10 protein-coding genes and 4 pseudogenes are annotated in these 16,470 nt (G+C 57.1%); 4 read left to right on the top strand and 10 right to left on the bottom strand.

The window, feature by feature from the left end; all coding sequences use genetic code 11:
* Positions 1–80: 80 nt before the first annotated feature.
* Together ybbP and ybbA are read right to left on the bottom strand one after the other, a co-directional pair.
* Positions 81–1,990, bottom strand: a pseudogene (gene ybbP / locus ACTBDZ_RS08035) (putative ABC transporter permease subunit YbbP); the annotation flags it as partial.
* Positions 1,987–2,706: a putative ABC transporter ATP-binding protein YbbA gene (gene ybbA, locus ACTBDZ_RS08030; protein ID WP_438814937.1), complete on the bottom strand. Its 720-nt coding sequence runs from the start codon at positions 2,704–2,706 to the stop codon at positions 1,987–1,989. The gene ybbA and the pseudogene ybbP, both read right to left, overlap by 4 nt.
* On the opposite strand from ybbA, the gene tesA reads away from it, so the two are divergent.
* The 3 genes from tesA to ACTBDZ_RS08015 all read left to right on the top strand — a co-directional run bounded on the left by tesA (position 2,644) and on the right by ACTBDZ_RS08015 (position 5,168).
* A complete protein-coding gene (gene tesA / locus ACTBDZ_RS08025) occupies positions 2,644–3,309 on the top strand; it encodes a multifunctional acyl-CoA thioesterase I/protease I/lysophospholipase L1 (protein ID WP_438814938.1) in 666 nt (221 codons plus the stop codon). The genes ybbA and tesA overlap by 63 nt on opposite strands.
* Before the next feature lie 71 nt (positions 3,310–3,380).
* Positions 3,381–4,157: an SDR family oxidoreductase gene (locus ACTBDZ_RS08020; RefSeq protein ID WP_438814936.1), complete on the top strand. Its 777-nt coding sequence runs from the start codon at positions 3,381–3,383 to the stop codon at positions 4,155–4,157.
* Positions 4,158–4,289: 132 nt separating this feature from the next.
* Positions 4,290–5,168: a co-chaperone YbbN gene (locus ACTBDZ_RS08015; protein WP_438814935.1), complete on the top strand. Its 879-nt coding sequence runs from the start codon at positions 4,290–4,292 to the stop codon at positions 5,166–5,168.
* A gap of 314 nt (positions 5,169–5,482) precedes the next feature.
* Here the strand turns inward: ACTBDZ_RS08015 and ACTBDZ_RS08010 are convergent.
* Positions 5,483–6,451 (bottom strand): annotated as a pseudogene (locus ACTBDZ_RS08010) (nicotinamide mononucleotide deamidase-related protein YfaY); the annotation flags it as partial.
* A 140-nt stretch (positions 6,452–6,591) separates the two neighbouring features.
* On the opposite strand from ACTBDZ_RS08010, the gene tyrP reads away from it, so the two are divergent.
* Positions 6,592–7,800 (top strand): tyrosine transporter TyrP, encoded by a 1,209-nt coding sequence (tyrP, locus tag ACTBDZ_RS08005; RefSeq protein WP_438814934.1) that lies wholly within the window; start codon positions 6,592–6,594, stop codon positions 7,798–7,800.
* 87 nt (positions 7,801–7,887) lie between these two features.
* On the opposite strand, the gene ACTBDZ_RS08000 is transcribed toward tyrP, so the two are convergent.
* From ACTBDZ_RS08000 to menF, 7 genes and pseudogenes are all read right to left on the bottom strand, one after another.
* Entirely contained in the window at positions 7,888–8,430 is a 543-nt protein-coding gene (locus ACTBDZ_RS08000; RefSeq protein ID WP_438814933.1) for a YfaZ family outer membrane protein, read from the bottom strand.
* Positions 8,431–8,558: 128 nt separating this feature from the next.
* Positions 8,559–9,965: an o-succinylbenzoate--CoA ligase gene (menE, locus tag ACTBDZ_RS07995; protein ID WP_438814932.1), complete on the bottom strand. Its 1,407-nt coding sequence runs from the start codon at positions 9,963–9,965 to the stop codon at positions 8,559–8,561.
* Positions 9,953–10,927 (bottom strand): o-succinylbenzoate synthase, encoded by a 975-nt coding sequence (gene menC / locus ACTBDZ_RS07990; RefSeq protein WP_438814931.1) that lies wholly within the window; start codon positions 10,925–10,927, stop codon positions 9,953–9,955. The genes menE and menC overlap by 13 nt, the downstream gene beginning before the upstream one ends.
* Positions 10,927–11,784, bottom strand: a pseudogene (gene menB, locus ACTBDZ_RS07985) (1,4-dihydroxy-2-naphthoyl-CoA synthase). Before menB ends, menC begins: the two are co-directional and overlap by 1 nt.
* 51 nt (positions 11,785–11,835) lie before the next feature.
* Positions 11,836–12,639: a 2-succinyl-6-hydroxy-2,4-cyclohexadiene-1-carboxylate synthase gene (gene menH, locus ACTBDZ_RS07980; protein WP_438814930.1), complete on the bottom strand. Its 804-nt coding sequence runs from the start codon at positions 12,637–12,639 to the stop codon at positions 11,836–11,838.
* A 14-nt stretch (positions 12,640–12,653) separates the two neighbouring features.
* Entirely contained in the window at positions 12,654–14,378 is a 1,725-nt protein-coding gene (menD, locus tag ACTBDZ_RS07975) for a 2-succinyl-5-enolpyruvyl-6-hydroxy-3-cyclohexene-1-carboxylic-acid synthase (protein WP_438814929.1), read from the bottom strand.
* A gap of 107 nt (positions 14,379–14,485) precedes the next feature.
* A pseudogene (gene menF / locus ACTBDZ_RS07970) lies at positions 14,486–15,822 on the bottom strand (isochorismate synthase MenF).
* Between the last annotated feature and the right edge of the window lie 648 nt (positions 15,823–16,470).

The following is a 16,470-nucleotide window of genomic DNA, read 5'->3' as shown; positions in this document are numbered from 1 at the left end:
CAGTATTGGTGACAGACCACCACAAGTATCCAACCTCAATTCTATTCACAAGACCATCGTTGATGTTCTCGGCGAGCGATACCGTCGAATTTATTCTTAAAGTAGGTGCGGAATGACGGATCCAACGCACCGGGCGGGAAAATAAAGAAGAAGTTCGGCCGCAGGCTCTCCCAGTCCACGCGCCGGAAGCTGGTCACCGTGGCGCTAAAAGGCTGTGTGTCACCGGTGAAGGTCAGGGTATCGCCAAGCTTGATCCCCATCTCCTGCGCCTCATTCGCTTCCATCGAGACTTCCCCTGCTTTCGGCTCTTGCCCGACCGTCAACACGTTATGATCCGGCAAGCCCTCCATCCACGTCAGGTTCAGTTCGCGGTTAACGGTATTGGCACCCGGATCGTTTTCGTGAATACGCTCGGTCGCGACCTGACCGTTAATAGCCGTCAAGCGCGCACGAATAATCGGATAAAACGCCTCCGGTTTCACCGCGTGCTGCTCAAGGAAAGTTTTCAGTGGTGCTGCCTGAGGTGGCGCGATATTCAGCAAGAAAAAGTTGGGGCTTTCCGGCGGCAACTGACGCTGCCAGCGCTCCAACAGATCACCGCGCATCACAAGCAACATAAACGACAGAGAAAACGCCGCCAGTTGGCTCAGGGTAGACCACGGCTGGCGCAACAGGCGATTAACCGCCAGACGCAGCGGCAGATGCTTGACCGTCAGGCGCCGCAACAGCAACAGCCCGCCCCAGCCGACAATGCCCAGCAACAGCGCCAGCATGGCTGTACCGCCAAGCAACGCCCACAGCAACATGCCGCCGCCAGAAAGTAGCGCCAAGCCGGCCACCACAATCAGCGCTACGGCGGGCAGATAGTAACGCAACGGCCAGACGTTCGCCGTGATATCCTGACGCAGCACCCGCAGCGGCTGGGTTGCCAACAGCAGGCGGTAAGGACGTAGCCCCACCAGCAGCGACATCACCACCAGCGATCCCAATGCCCATACCCACGGCCATAGCCCCGCCGCAGGCAACGCGGTGGGCAGCACCGGTGCTAACAAACGTGTGAGTATCGCTTCAAAACCCAACCCCACCAGGCTGCCGCACACGCCAGCCAACGCCAGTACCGACACCCATTGCCTGACAATCAAACGCCGCAGCGCGCGTTTGTCCGCGCCCAGCGTTTTGAGTACCGCCACCAAATCATAGCGGCTGCGGCAATAGTGCCCCATGGCAACGGCCACTGCCGCAACGGATAACAACAGCGTCAACAGCGCCGACAGCAGTAAAAATTGCTGCGAACGTTGCAGGGATTTACTTAATGCCCCGTCGCTGTCTTCCATGCCATACCAGCGCTGATCCGGTTTCAGCAACGGTTTGATAAAATCGCTGAACAGTGCGATACGAGCTTAATCACCAGCAAACATATAGCGCCAGGTAATGCGCCCGCCCGGTTGTATCGCCCCGGTTTTTTCCACATCAGCACTGCTCATCAACACGCGCGGGGCGGTATCAAACGGATTAAACCCTTCGTCCGGCTCCTGAATCAGTTCCCCGGCTATCCCGCCGACATCGAGGTTATCCCCGACCTTCAATCCCAGTAATGCCAGCAGTCGCGGAGCCACCAATACCGAGCCTGGAACCGGGTGTAGCCCTTCCGGGCGCGTCAGGAGTTGGCCATAGAGCGGATAGCGATCGTCCGCCGCCTTGACGCGTGCCAACTGGGCCTGTTCGCCCGCATAGGTCATGGTCATGAACGACACCTGCCGACTGACCGTCAACCCTTGTTGCTGTGCCGTTTGCAACCAATCTTCATCCACCGGACGCGCAGCACGCGATCGCCCGCCAGAAAATCACGGCTCTGCTGGCTTAGCCCTTTCTCCATGCGATCGCTGATATTGCCCAACGCCAGCACGCACGACACCGCCAGCGTTAACGCTAGCCACACGATCAGCAGCGACGGTGATCGCCACTCCCGCCAAAACCAGCACCAGATCATGCCACCTCCTGCAATTTGCCGTCCAGCAGACGCAAACGCCGTTCGCAGCGTGCCGCCAACTGCTCATCGTGGGTAACCAGGATCAGCGTGGTGGCGTAATCACGATTAAGCGAAAACAACAGATCCACGATACGCTCACCGGTTTTGCGATCCAGATTGCCGGTCGGTTCATCCGCAAACAGCACTCTGGGCCGTCCACTAAAGGCGCGCGCGATAGCGACACGCTGCTGCTCACCGCCGGATAGCTGCGCGGGCAAATGGTGCAAGCGCTCGCCCAATCCCAACTGACGCAGCAACTGTTCTGCCTGCGCGCGGCTTTGTGTATCACTTTCACCGCGTAGCAGTGCAGGCAACTGCACATTTTCCAGCGCATTCAGCGTCGGCACTAACATAAACGCCTGAAACACAAACCCGACATCACGGGCACGCAGCGCAGCGCGCCCATGTTCATCTAGAGCACCCAACGATTCGCCGAGCAGTTTGACATCACCTTCACTGCCGTCATCCAGCCCAGCGAGTATTCCCAGCAGCGTCGATTTTCCCGAACCGGACTCACCGATCAGCGCAATCGACTGCGCGGGTTTGACAACCAGCTCAACTCCGGTGAGGATGGAAAGCCGATGTTCACCCTGACCGACGTGCTTACTTAAATGATGAACTTCCAGAATATTTTCCGCCGACGCGGTGGCTGCCGAAGAGACGCCATTCAAAGACATATCTACATCCTTTTGCTGCTGGGATTACTCAGCGCCCGCGCCTTTGCGGCGGAAACGCTCCTGGTATTGGGAGACAGCCTGAGCGCGGGCTATCGCATGCCCGCGGCTTCCGCCTGGCCCGCCCTGCTCAATGAGCAATGGCAAAAAGTGGGCCCTGACGGCATAACAATCGTCAACGCCAGCATCAGCGGCGATACCGCGTCACAAGGGCTGGCGCGTTTACCGGCGCTGCTGCAACAACATCAGCCACGCTGGGTGCTGATCGAAATGGGCGGCAATGATGGCCTGCGCGGCTTTCCACCACCGACCATCGAACAGGACCTGACGACTATCATCAATCAGGTGAAAACGGCTAACGCTCAGCCCTTACTGATGCAAATCCGCCTGCCTGCCAACTACGGTCAGCGCTATACCACTACGTTCAGCGCCATTTACCCGCGACTGGCGCAGCAATTTTCCATCCCGCTGGTGCCGTTCTTTATGGAACAGGTTTATCTTAAGCCGGAATGGATGCAAGACGATGGTATCCATCCCACGCGCGAAGCGCAGCCGTTCATTGCCGACTGGATGGCAAAACAGCTTAAACCGTTAGTGAACCTGTGACCGCTTATTTGCGTCTCATTGCTAGTTAACCATGACTCTTGAAAAATAGGGCTTTTTACTTAGGTAAAGTTATGCAAAAAACGGTTTTGATTACCGGTTGCTCCAGCGGTATTGGCTTGATTGCGGCATTGGACTTACGCCAGCGCGGCTATCGGGTGCTGGCCGCCTGCCGCCGCGCCGAGGATGTGCAGCGCATGAACACGCTGGGACTTGAAGGGATCGCACTGGATTTAGACGATCCCGACAGCGTGGATGCAGCGGCCGAGCAGGTTATCGCGCTGACCGGCAATCGACTGTACGGGCTGTTTAATAACGCAGGCTACGGGGTTTATGGCCCGCTGAACACCATCTCGCGTCAGCAACTCGAACAACAGTTTGCCAGCAACCTGTTTGGCACACACCAACTGACGCAGCGCTTACTGCCCGCCATGCTGCCGCACGGTGAAGGACGCATTATCCAAACCAGTTCCGTGATGGGATTTGTCGCCACGCCGGGACGCGGTGCCTACGCAGCCAGCAAATATGCGCTGGAAGCCTGGTCGGACACGCTGCGCATGGAACTGCACGGCAGCGGGTTGCTGGTCAGCCTGATAGAACCCGGCACCATCGCCACGCGCTTTACCGATAATGTATCGCAAATGCAGGCGGAAGCGCCCGTCACTAACCCCGGAATCGCCCGGCGTTTTACCCTGCCGCCCGAAGCGATACTTCCTAAATTGCGCCATGCGCTGGAAAGCCCGCGCCCCAAACTGCGCTACCCGGTAACGCTGGTGGCACATGCGCTTACCGTACTGCGCCGCCTGTTACCCGCCCGTTGGCTGGATGGGATATTGCGCACCCGTTCTTGATTAACGACATATACTATTGAACCATAGCCATCACGATTCCGCCTACAACACGGCGGAACGATGAACGTTACAACTGCTTGAAATGGCGTTATTCGCCCCCATTTATCCCTGAAACGGATGAGAGAGACTGCCATGCTAGACCCTAATGCCAACACCGCCCATTACGCGAGCGTGATGGATGTTAACGAGACCAATCTGCACCAGTTGTTGGAACAATCCATGCAACTGCCGGTGCTGTTTTATTTCTGGTCAGAACGCAGTCAACACTGCCAGGCGCTCACGCCAGTGCTGCACAAACTGGCACAGGAATATGCCGGTCAGTTTATTCTGGCGCAGGTAGATTGTGATGCCGAGCAGCGCGTTGCGGCGCAGTTTGGTCTGCGCGCCATTCCGACGGTTTATCTGTTTAAAGACGGCCAGCCGCTGGACGGTTTCCAGGGGCCACAGCCAGAAGAGGCGATCCGCGAACTTCTGCAACGGGTGTTGCCGCGTGAAGAAGAGCTGAAAGTGGCAGAAGCGCAGCAGCGTATTCAGGAAGGCGATCTCCCGGCAGCGCTGACGCTGTTGAAAGACGCCTGGCAGCTAAGCCAGCAGCGCAGCGATATCGGCCTGATGCTGGCCGAAGTGCAGATTCAGTTGAACCGCAGCGACGATGCGCAAGCGGTACTGGACACCATCCCGTTGCAGGATCAGGACACACGTTATCACAGTCTGGTGGCGCAGATTGAATTACTCAAACAAGCCGCCGACACGCCAGAAATCCAGCAGTTACAGCAACAGCTTGCTGCCGACCCCAACAACGCGGAACTGGCAGTGAAACTGGCGTTACAGTTGCATCAGGTAGGACGTAACGAAGAAGCGCTGGAAAGCCTGATGGTGATGCTGAAAAAGGATCTGGCTGCCGCCGACGGCAACGCGCGAAAAACCATGATGGATATTCTGGCCGCACTGGGCACCGGCGATGCACTTGCATCGCGCTATCGCAGACAGTTATACGCATTACTGTACTAAAGAGTCAAAAAGCCCTTTTATGCCCGATCGGGGTAACGTTTCGTGCGCGAAACAATGCGTGTTTATCAGCCACCTGCGTGGCACGCGCCCGACACGGGGTGTGCAGTCGCCCACACCCCGTGCCCCCACGCTATTTGCGCAATAGCGTCGCTACGCGATACCTTCGGAAAAGGCTGCCGCCGGACGGACCGCCAGCGACGCGTTCCAGACGCGGCGCTGGCTTTCGCAGCATCCATGCTGCTAATCCTGGCGTCTTCTTTTCCCTCAGCGCCATTGGACGCGGGGGAACCCAGAAAATCAAAAGCAAAACAATTTCACCCCAGAGTCTCCACCACCGTGATCCAGCCATGCCCACCGTACGGTGACCAACCGTTCAGCCAGCGGCGCAGCATGTTCATCGCCAGCATGGCAACCACGTCCTGATGGGTTTGCAGGCTATAGCGTGTCACATTAAACGAAATCGCCTGAGCAAAGGTGCCCTGCGGAGTGTGCAATGCAAGGGACAAACGATCGTCCTGACGATCGCTCACCACCAGCGCCAGCGAAGATTGGTGCTCGTCAGCCAGACGGTTTGCTACCTCGGCCAGCACGGTCAACGAGGCAAACGGCGTCTGCGACCACAGCGCACCGCCGTTAAGCGGCACTTGTGCGGCATTCAGTTGCCAATAGAGCAGGCCAGCGGTAAATGACTCCCCGACGGCCAGCGTCAAATCCTTCTCAGTCAAACGCTGCGCCAACTGGGCCGGTAAACCTTGCGTTCCTTCGAACAATGCGTTTTCACCCGCCACTGCGCGTACCGTCTCCCATGCGGATTCCATCGCCGCTCGCTGCGACGCCGGACCGGTCAGTTTCAGTTCAATGATCGGCATGGAGGAACGATAGCCCAGCACCACCCCTTCCGGTAGCGGCAGGCTGTCGAGCTGGTTTGCCAAATCGCTCTCTGAGCGGCCGAAGGTGGTCAAGCGCAGACACAGCGGTGCAGATGCCACAGAAAAACGCTCGCGCAGACGCGGCACAATCTGCTCATCCACCATCCGTTTAAATTCGGACGGTACGCCGGGCGTAAAGAACATCAGGCAACGGTTCAGCGTTAACATAAACCCGCACGCTGTCCCTATCGGGTTATCCACCACCTCGGCACTGGCCGGAATTTGCGCCTGTTTACGGTTGCTCGGTGCCATTACCCGGCCGCGCTCAGTGAAAAACGCCTCCATGCGTGCAATCCACTCGGGGTGTTCTACCAGCCCTTCGCCCGCCGCCGTTGCAGCCGCCAACGCGCTCACCGCCGCTCACTTTTTGTGAAAGCGCCTAAATCGTAACGTCAACTTTACAGCCATCGTAACGGCGTTTTGACATACTTTACGGAATACTCTAGTCTGCGCTGCCATAAGAAAAAGAGATAGCATCACACTCAGGAGAAAGGGTGAAAAATCGTACATTTGGCAGCATATTTATCGTCGCGGGCACCACTATTGGCGCGGGTATGCTCGCCATGCCGTTGGCAACCTCCGGCGTGGGTTTCAGCGTCACCTTCGCTATCTTGTTGAGCCTGTGGCTGCTGATGTGCTACAGCGCGTTATTACTGGTCGAAGTCTATCAATATCAGCCATCCCATACCGGTTTGGGCACGCTGGCAAAAATTTATCTGGGTCAGTGGGGCCAATGGCTCACGGGCTTCAGCATGCTGTTTTTGATGTATGCCCTTACCGCCGCCTATATCAGTGGCGCTGGCGAACTGCTGGCAAGCAGCCTGCACCAGTGGAGTGGCTACGCGCTCCCATCGTCGGCGGGTATTCTGCTGTTTACCCTGGTAGCAGGCAGCGTGGTGTGCATCGGTACCACGTCGGTCGATTTCTTTAACCGTCTGCTATTTAGCGGAAAATTGCTGATGCTGCTGGTCATGCTGGGGATGATGATTCCGCATGTCGAAAAACAGAACCTGCTGACGCTCCCGCTGCAACAAGAGCTCACGCTCTCCGCACTGCCTGTGGTACTGACGTCATTCGGCTTCCACGGCAGCATTCCCAGCATTGTGCATTACATGGGGGGAGATAGCCGTAAGCTGCGCCGTATCTTTATCATCGGCAGCGCCATCCCGCTGTTTGTGTATCTGTTCTGGCAACTGGCAACGCTTGGCGCGCTGAGTGGCAACACCTTCACGGCGATCCTGGCGCAGCAAGCCGGTTTAAATGGGCTGATGCAAGCGATCCGAACCTTGGTTGCCTCCCCTCACGTAGAAGTTGCAGTCCACCTTTTCGCCGATCTGGCGCTGGCAACGTCCTTCCTTGGCGTAGCACTTGGCCTGTTTGACTATCTTGCCGATTTGTTCAAACGCAAGAACACGGCGCGTGGACGACTACAAACGGGTGCACTGACGTTTATGCCGCCGCTGATTTTTGCGCTGTTCTATCCGCAAGGATTTGTCATGGCGCTGGGTTATGCCGCCATTGCGCTCGCGGTGCTGGCATTGTTAATTCCGGCGCTGCTCAGTTGGCGCGTGCGTCAACAGCACCAGGTGGGAGCATCGACGCCAGGCGGTACACCGGCGCTACTGCTGGTGTTTTTATGCGGTATCGGCATTATTGCCATCCAGTGCGCCATGGCGAGTGGCTGGCTGCCGACGGTGGGCTGATCGCCTATTCTATTAGGGCTAACTAACGCCCAACAAAAATGGGTGCCGCTCTGCGAACACCCATTTTTTATGACGCTACGCGTTGACTTAGAAATTAAAGCCGGCGCCCAGGTAGAACGTATCGGCCACTTTGTTATCAGAGCGTCCGCTTTCGCCACCGATATTGATATAACGGTAGCCAAGATCCAGATTAAGCGGACGTAATACCTGCCAGCGCACGCCACCTTTTGCTTCTACATAGTGATCGATATGGCTGGAAAACGAGTCTGGCGCATAATACCCTTCACCATACAGAGAGAAATAGCGGTTGATCGGGAACTGCAACCCACCGCCCAGCGCCACACCATAACCGTCGGTCGCGTGTTGCTGGTTCAAATAGAGCGCTTTGCCGCCCACAGTCAGTGATGCCGCATCCAGCGGCAACGTATAGCCCAAGCCGAAACCGTACACGTCGTTGTTGTCTTTACCATGACCGTAACTGACGTTAGCGCCGAGACCAGGAACGCCCAGACCAAAGCCCGCGCTCGCGCCCGCATAGTCATCGCCCGCTTCCCCGGAGAGGCTGATAGTCTGAGCCGTCGCTGTTGCCAGCAGCAAGCTGCCTGCCAGGACAATCGCAATCTTTTTCATTGTGTTTATCCTTAAATCGATCATTAAACGCTACCAAGACATCGCATCTGAGGGATTTTACCTGAATCAGTCCCGGTGACCAGCAACAAATTGCATTAATATCATCAACGAACGCGTAAAAAAGCCGCTTAATTTGCGCCATTGCGGTAGATTTTTTCCGCCCAGGCTTGCACCTGTACCCGCGCAATTTTGATGCCACCGCCGTGTAATTCAGCAGGCAACGCGTAGTAGGCGACCGGGCGTTGAAAGCCCGCTAACTGCGGCGTGAGCCAGTCACGAATAGCAGCAAGCGTCACCTCTGGGGAGACGTCGATTACGGCCACCGGACGCTGACCGAATTCAGCATCCGCCACCGGCACTACACAAGCCTGTTGTACCTTCGGATGCGCCAGCAGCAGCGCTTCAATATTTTCCGGTTGGATACCTTCACCGCCGCTGAAAAACTGATTATCCAACCGCCCCAGCACATGCCACTCATGGTGTTGGAACACGCCGCTGTCGCGCGTATGAAACCAGCCGTCACTGTCCGTGAGCGGCAACAACGCACCGTCCCGCCAGTACCCTGCGGCCACGCTGTCACCGCGCAGCAGAATCTCCCCGTCCTGCACCGCTATTTCTCGCGCCAGCAAAGGAAGCCCGACGCCAGCTTGGCCATCGGCCCGTTTGGCACAGACCGTTGAAGCCATTTCCGTCATGCCATAACCGCACCAGCAGCGAATACCTCGTGCCTCAGCCTGCTGAGTCAATTCCAGAGGAATCGCCGCACCGCCGAGCAACACGGCGCTCAACGAGTCTGGCAAGTTGCCTTGCGCCAACAACCGCCACAACTGCGTCGGCACCAGTGAGGCATACGAACAATCCCGCAATGCGTGCTCCAACGGTTGCGCACTGCGCAGCACCAGCCGCGCCCCCGCCGTCAGCCAGCGCCAGACAATGCCCTGCCCTGATACGTGAAACAAGGGCAGCGACAGCAACCAACTGTCCTGCGCCGTAAAGGCCATCAGTTCAATGACCCCTTGCGCACTGGCGATATGGGCGGAGAAAGCATGCGCCACCGCCTTCGGCAGCCCGCTGGAACCGGAGGTCAGCGTCAGGGTGGCAAGGCGTGAAGCCTGCCATTCAGGGGATTGTCGCTCTGACGGCGTCTCCGCAATGGCACTATCGGGATAATGAAGTGGATGGCATGACGCCGGAGCGTCAACATCTGGCGGTGCGACAGAAAGAAAATACGCCACGCCAAGCGAGGGTAACAGCGTGGACAGCAGCGACGCTGGCAATTGTGGATTCAGCGGCAACACCCGCGCACCGCATTGCAGCAACGCCAGATAGCTGAACAGCATCGCTGCACTGTTTTTCCCGCGCAGTGCCACGATATCGTTAGGGTTAACCCCTTGCCGGGAAAAATCGGCGGCAAGGGAGGTGCAATGCGATGCCAGCCGTTGCCAGCTCCATGCCTGCGCCTCCACCGTCAGCGCTAACGCCTGCGGGTTACGCGCTGCCCAATATCGCCAGGGCCAGTCCGTTATGCCTGCCATACCTTATCCAGTGATTCCAACGATTGCAGCGGCAGCACACTGTCCGGCCAGGCGCGCACCACCTGTCCCTGCATCAGATCCAGCGTATCCAAACCGGGAACAACATTCGGCGTCAACCACTGGGCAATACGTGCCAACTGCGTCAGCCCCAAACTCGACTCAATGCTGGAACTGACTACCGCCGTCAAACCGGCCTGATGCGCTTCGCGCGCCAACTGCTCGCAGCGTGCCAGGCTGCCCACCAGCGTCGGTTTGATGATAATCGCGCTTACGCCGGGTTCGGCCTGCACGCGAAAATCCGCCTCACGCACGCTCTCATCCCAGGCGATAGCAATACCGGTGTCACGGGCAAAGGCGCGGGATTCTTCACGGGTTTTGCACGGCTCTTCAAGAAACGCGATGCGTGAACGCAGTTCCGGTGCCACATAGCGCGCAAAACCGTCAGCTTTGGCACGCGTCCAACTGCGATTGGCATCCAGACGCAGCGTCAAATCCGGCAGCGCTTCCAGCAACACATTGACTATCATGCCGTCACGCACCGCTTCGTATAGCCCTACCTTGATTTTCGCCACTTTGTCGCCCGGCATGCCTTGCAGCAGCGCAAATAGCTCATCCGGATCGCCACTGCACAACGGCGCTTTGCGGTAATCAGCAGCCTGCGGCAAGCGCGCGTCGCACTCGGCAAGTGCACAGCTTAGCCCAAACGCCACCGACGGTGGCAATGCGGCGTCATCCGGCACGTCTCCCGTTTGCCACTGTGCCAGCGCAGCACACAGGGCGGCCTGCGCTTGCGGCAGCGTTTCCTGACTGAATTCCGGCAACGGGGCGACTTCGCCCCAGCCTTGGTGCACACCATCGCGCAGGTGCAGGATCAGCCCCTCGCGGGTTTTTAGGCGCTGATTACGCAACACCACGCCCGCGTCCATCGGAACGCTATAGCGATAAGCCGACGCGCTACGCATTATGGATTACGCTTGAATTTGCCGAAATCGGGCTGACGTTTCTCGTTGAAGGCGTTGCGGCCTTTCTGCCCTTCTTCCGTCATGTAGAACAACATGGTCGCGTTGCCAGCCAGCTCCTGAAGCCCTGCCTGACCATCGCAATCGGCATTGAGTGCCGCTTTCAGGCAACGCAGCGCCATCGGGCTGTTTTGCAGCATTTCGCGACACCAGCGCACCGTTTCTTTCTCCAGGGAAGCCAACGGCACAACGGTGTTGACCAATCCCATATCCAGCGCCTGAGCCGCATCGTATTGGCGGCACAGGAACCAGATTTCACGCGCTTTCTTCTGACCCACGATACGCGCCATGTAAGATGCGCCCCACCCGCCGTCAAAGGAACCGACGCGCGGACCGGTTTGCCCGAAAATCGCATTTTCAGCCGCGATGGTCAGATCGCACATCATGTGCAGCACATGACCACCACCGATGGAGTAACCTGCAACCATCGCCACAACCGGTTTCGGGCAGGTACGGATCTGACGCTGGAAATCCAGCACATTAAGGTGATGAACGCCGCTGTCATCCTGATAGCCGCCGTAATCGCCGCGCACTTTCTGATCGCCACCGGAACAGAACGCTTTGTCACCGGCACCGGTAAAAATAATCACGCCAATACCGTCATCGTAGCGGGCATTTTCCAGCGCCTGAAGCATCTCTTTTACCGTCAGCGGACGGAACGCGTTGCGCACCTGTGGGCGGTTAATGGTGATTTTGGCAATGCCGTCCGTCGATTTGTGCTAGAGAATATCGACAAAATCACCGCTGCAATCGTGCCATTCAACCGGGGCATACAGCAGTTCTTCACTCGGATAAAGCATGGTGTTCCTTCCTTCATAGGGTGCCAGGGCGCTACCGTGGCAGAGAGAGAATCAGCCCTGCGCCTGTGCTGCGTCGGGCAAAGTGATAAACCTACGTATCTGTTGTGCATAGTCTGCCGGGTTGGCACGGTGCGCATTGTGGCCCGCCCGCGCAACCGACAACAGCGGCAAGCGATATGTCTGGGCAATAGCCTGAAATTTTTGATCCTGCGCACCACACAGATAACCAAAGGGTAAACCGCGACGGCGCACCGCATCCACTAACCACGGTTGCCGGCCGAGCGAGGTGGCTTCCAGCATATCTGCCACGGCAACGGCATCGTTGCGACTGCGCAGGGATACTATCTTCTGGCGCGTTTCATCCTCCGAAGCGGCAAACACCGCCTGACGATTCCAGTCAGCCAGCACCACGGATAAGGGATCATGGCGAAACCGCCACGCCCAACGCGCATCGTGCTCCATGCGCGCCTGACGCTCGGTATCTTCCTGCAATCCAGGGTTGCCGCCTTCCACCAGCAGGCCACGTAATCCTTCTGCCGCTTCCCCTGCGCAAGAGGCCGCGAAATCCATTGCGATACGCCCACCTAACGAATAGCCAATCAGCCAGTAACGCGTGATGCCCTGCGCACGCAATGTCAGCGCCAACTGCTGGCGCATCTCGCTGAAATCACGGACACGCACGCACGTCGAAGCGCCATGACCCGGTAAATCCACTTGCAGAATGGGCCACTCTGGCAACAGCGGGCACAGCGCCTGCCAGTCATCACCGCGACCAAGCAACCCGTGCAACAACACCAGCCAGGGTGTCTCTGACGTAACATCTGGAGGCGCAATGCGCAGGCAGTGCAAGCTCATGGCGGGACCAGCACTCATAGCGGGAGCGGTTCTAAACGGGCAATGTCGCTTTCCAACTGTGTTTCAATCTCACCGCTGGCAACCTGCGTCGCGAGTTGATTGAGCGTGTCAGCCCCCGCCTTGGCTTCGACGACGGCCTCCAGCAAGGTTACGCCACCTTGTGCCCAGCAGGCCGCCATGGCTTCGCTCACCTGTTGCCAGCTTTCCGCACGCACGTAGTTCAGTCCGAACATGGCAGCAACGTGGCTAAACTCCACATATTGCGGCATGCAATAAAAAGCTTCTCGCGCCCGAGCGGGCGTCGGCAACAAAGAGAAAATCTGTCCGCCGTTGTTGTTCACCACCATCAGCACCAGCGGAGCCGGTGCCTGGCGCAGCAACGCCAGCGAATTCATGTCGTATAGCGCGGAAAGATCGCCCACAATCCCCAGCGTCGGTAACCCGTTTGCCCGCTGGACCCCCGCCATCGTGGCGATCAGGCCATCAATGCCGCTGGCACCGCGATTGCCATACACGTTATAAGCACCCGGTAACTGCGCCAGTGCATCGATCAGGCGAATCACCAGACTATTGCCAGCAAACAGTTGACCATTTGGCGGTAGCAGCGCCGCCACACGGTGTGCCAATGGCGCTTCACCAAAGGTTCCCGCCAACCGCGCGGCCACATAATCACGGACCGCCTCTACGCACGCCGACAATCCGCGCGCCCACGGTGCCTGCGCCGGATGGGCGTTAATCCAGTCACTGACGGGAGCCACCAGACGACGCCCGCGATGATGGGCAGGATCGAGCCGCCCCGACATCGGGTCAATCAGCCAGAACTCTTGCGGGCAGCAGTGTTCCTGCCAATGCAACACGCGTTTTCCAGTCAGACTACCACCAAATTGCAATACCACTTCGGCCGTCTGCAATTGCTGCACAGCGGTCGGATGCGCCAGCCACAAATCCGCATAAGGCAACGGTTGGCCGGTTTGCGATAGGGCATCGCCAATCAACGGCCAGCCTAACGTTTCCGCCCAGGCCGTCAGTTGTGCCCCTTCTTGCGCTGTCACCCGGCCCACCAGGACCACACCGCGTTTTTTACGCCACAGCGGCCAATCGGGCTCCACTGCAACCGCCGTTGGATGTGCTACCCGCAGCCAGGGCGCGCGCGTTTGCCACCATCCGCCCAATGTAGCCAGCCAGTCCTGATACAAATCGTCGTCATCGGGGCCATACAGCGGTTCAGCAAAAGGGCAGTTGATATGCAACGCGCTGTGGGTTAATTCACCCACCGCACCATCGATCGCCGACACCAGCCAGCGTGTGGGCAAATCCGGCGTCGGGCGCGGAAAATTGAGTACCTGAGTAGGGTGAGACGCATACATACCCTGCTGGCGAATAGCCTGATTGGCGCCACAGTCAATCAATTCGGGCGGGCGATCGGCAGTCAGCACCACCAGCCGCTCTCCGGTCAACCCAGCTTCAATGATCGCCGGATAAAGATTGGCCGTTGCCGTACCCGACGTCACAATGATCGCCACGGGTTCGCGCGATGCCTTGGCTAAGCCAAGCGCAAGATGGCCCAGCCCACGTTCGTCGAAATGGGTATGGCAGATTACCGAGGCATGCGCAGCCGCAGCCAGCGTTAACGGTGTTGAGCGCGAGCCCGGCGCGATGCAAATATGGCGAACGCCATGACTAGTCAACGCCTCAAGCAATAATGTGGCCCAGCGACGATTAAATACACTTGTTGACATGGTGGACTCGACTGCTCTGATTTCAGGATATGCCGCTTATTATATTTTTTTTCATGAGGCTGACTTTGATATAAACCCGCACTCTGCACAACAAAGATAAAACAAAACTATGACACTTCGCCGTCGAATAGCGTCTTTAATCCTGCCGCTTTGTTATCCAGCTCGACCCATTCTTGCTCTGGATCAGATCCCGGCAAAATGCCAGCACCGGCATAAAGGTTGATTTTATCGCCATTGATCTCTGCTGAACGTAAGGCAACGCAAAATTCGGCCTGCGCCAGTGAAAGATAACCGGCAGAACCAGCATACCAGCCGCGCGTAAACGGCTCGACCTGACGAATAAACGCACGTGCTGCCTGACGGGGCAACCAGCCACCGCCGCAGTCGGCTGCAAATCATTCAGGCAGGCAGTATCAGAAGCCTGATGCAGTGTGGCACGAATCGTGCGGCGCAAATGTTGCACTTTACGCAACCTTATCACTTCCGGGGGCATAACATCCAACGTGGCGGCGGATTGCTGCAACCGTTGGCTGATATCTTCCACCACGAATTGGTTTTCGCACTGGTTTTTTCTGTCGTTCATCAACCACTGCGCGAGCGTCTCAGCAGTGCGGTCATTGTCATCGCTGGCGACCGTTCCGGCCAGCGCTTCCGTGTTCAGGGTGGTCCCCTGGCGTAAGTAAAGGCGCTCAGGACTGGAGCCCATAAAGGCCTGTTCAGCATTGTGGGCTAGCATAAAGTGGAAGCAGCGATGATTGGCGGCGCGGCTGGCCGCCAATCATACTTGCCGCGCGCAGCTGCTAAAACAACGTCAGCGTGGTACAGCGCGCCAAAACCACTTTTTCCATCTCATCGGCGGCAATACTCGCCAGTGCCTGTTCGAGCATGCTAGCCCACCCTTCCCGCGAAGGTTGATGCTCTTGCGCCACAATGCGATTGGTCAGCGGTGCAATGGGATGCGCGGGCAACAGGAATTTGATAAACGCGGCGGCTTCATCGGCATCCGACTGCAATGAGGTCTCACTGAACAGATTCACCTTGAGGCTCAGTTGATTGCCCTGACGAATGACTTCAACGCGCGGTAAAAAGAGATAGTCAGCCGACTCTCCCCCCTTCCACAGTGGTATGCTCAAAGCCGTTGAGACCCCAGACACGCACATCCGGCGCACTGACGATGAAAAAAACCTTATTAATCAATTATGTGTATAAAACCGCGTACGATACCGCACACGGCAGCTTCTTCCGGCTCCTGCCGGTGCTGCCAGTAAAACTGGGGATAAACGGGCTGGGTGGCCAACCAGGGCAACAATGACGGCTCACTCTCTTCTGCCGCCGCGACATCCATGGACAAAGAGACGACGAGTTGTCGGCTTCCCGACAATGCTGGCTGCGGTTCACGCAATACCTGCTGCATACGACGCAACAAGTGAGAAAGTTGTTTCACCCTTACCCCAAAGCTCAAACGTAAAGCACGGGATTATACGGCAAAAAACGGATTATGTGAGACAGGCTTCCGTGCTATATACGGTCAAATCATTGTAAACAAGCACAACAACAAACGGGTGCCGCGCATTATGGATACTATCGCTCAATAATTAATCGTATCAATCGACAAAAGCGGCGAACACAACGCGGTAAAATGGCGTTGCTATTATCATTTATTTCCCAATTTCCGATCCTTTAGCCGGTTTTTACCGGCTTTTTTTTGCCCCTATACCTATTATCGCCTAAGAATCCCCTTTCACCATTGGCGAATATCACAGCAAAAAGGGTTAACTGTTCCGATTAATATCGGAAGTTACACTACGGGATTAAGGAAGTTTCGATTCAGTGAGGAAGTTATGATAAAAAGGGAGCCGGACAAAGAGAAGGTGGTGCGTGGAACATGGGCAAAGTAACGCGAGAAGCGCAATGCCAAATCGAGAACGCGGAGACAAAAGAGACCGCACAAGGAGCAGGTTGTCCTTATTTGTATTAGTCGCGACTTGATCTGACACTGGACCTTGCAAGGTTGAGAGTTACCGGTTTTGATATGGGTGTCCAATCCTTATACAAAACACGAGGTAACTCTCATGATTCATACTAACAATCC

Source organism: Symbiopectobacterium sp. (genome assembly GCF_051710365.1).
Classification (GTDB): Bacteria; Pseudomonadota; Gammaproteobacteria; order Enterobacterales; family Enterobacteriaceae; genus Symbiopectobacterium.
This window is presented reverse-complemented; position numbering and strand designations above follow the sequence as displayed.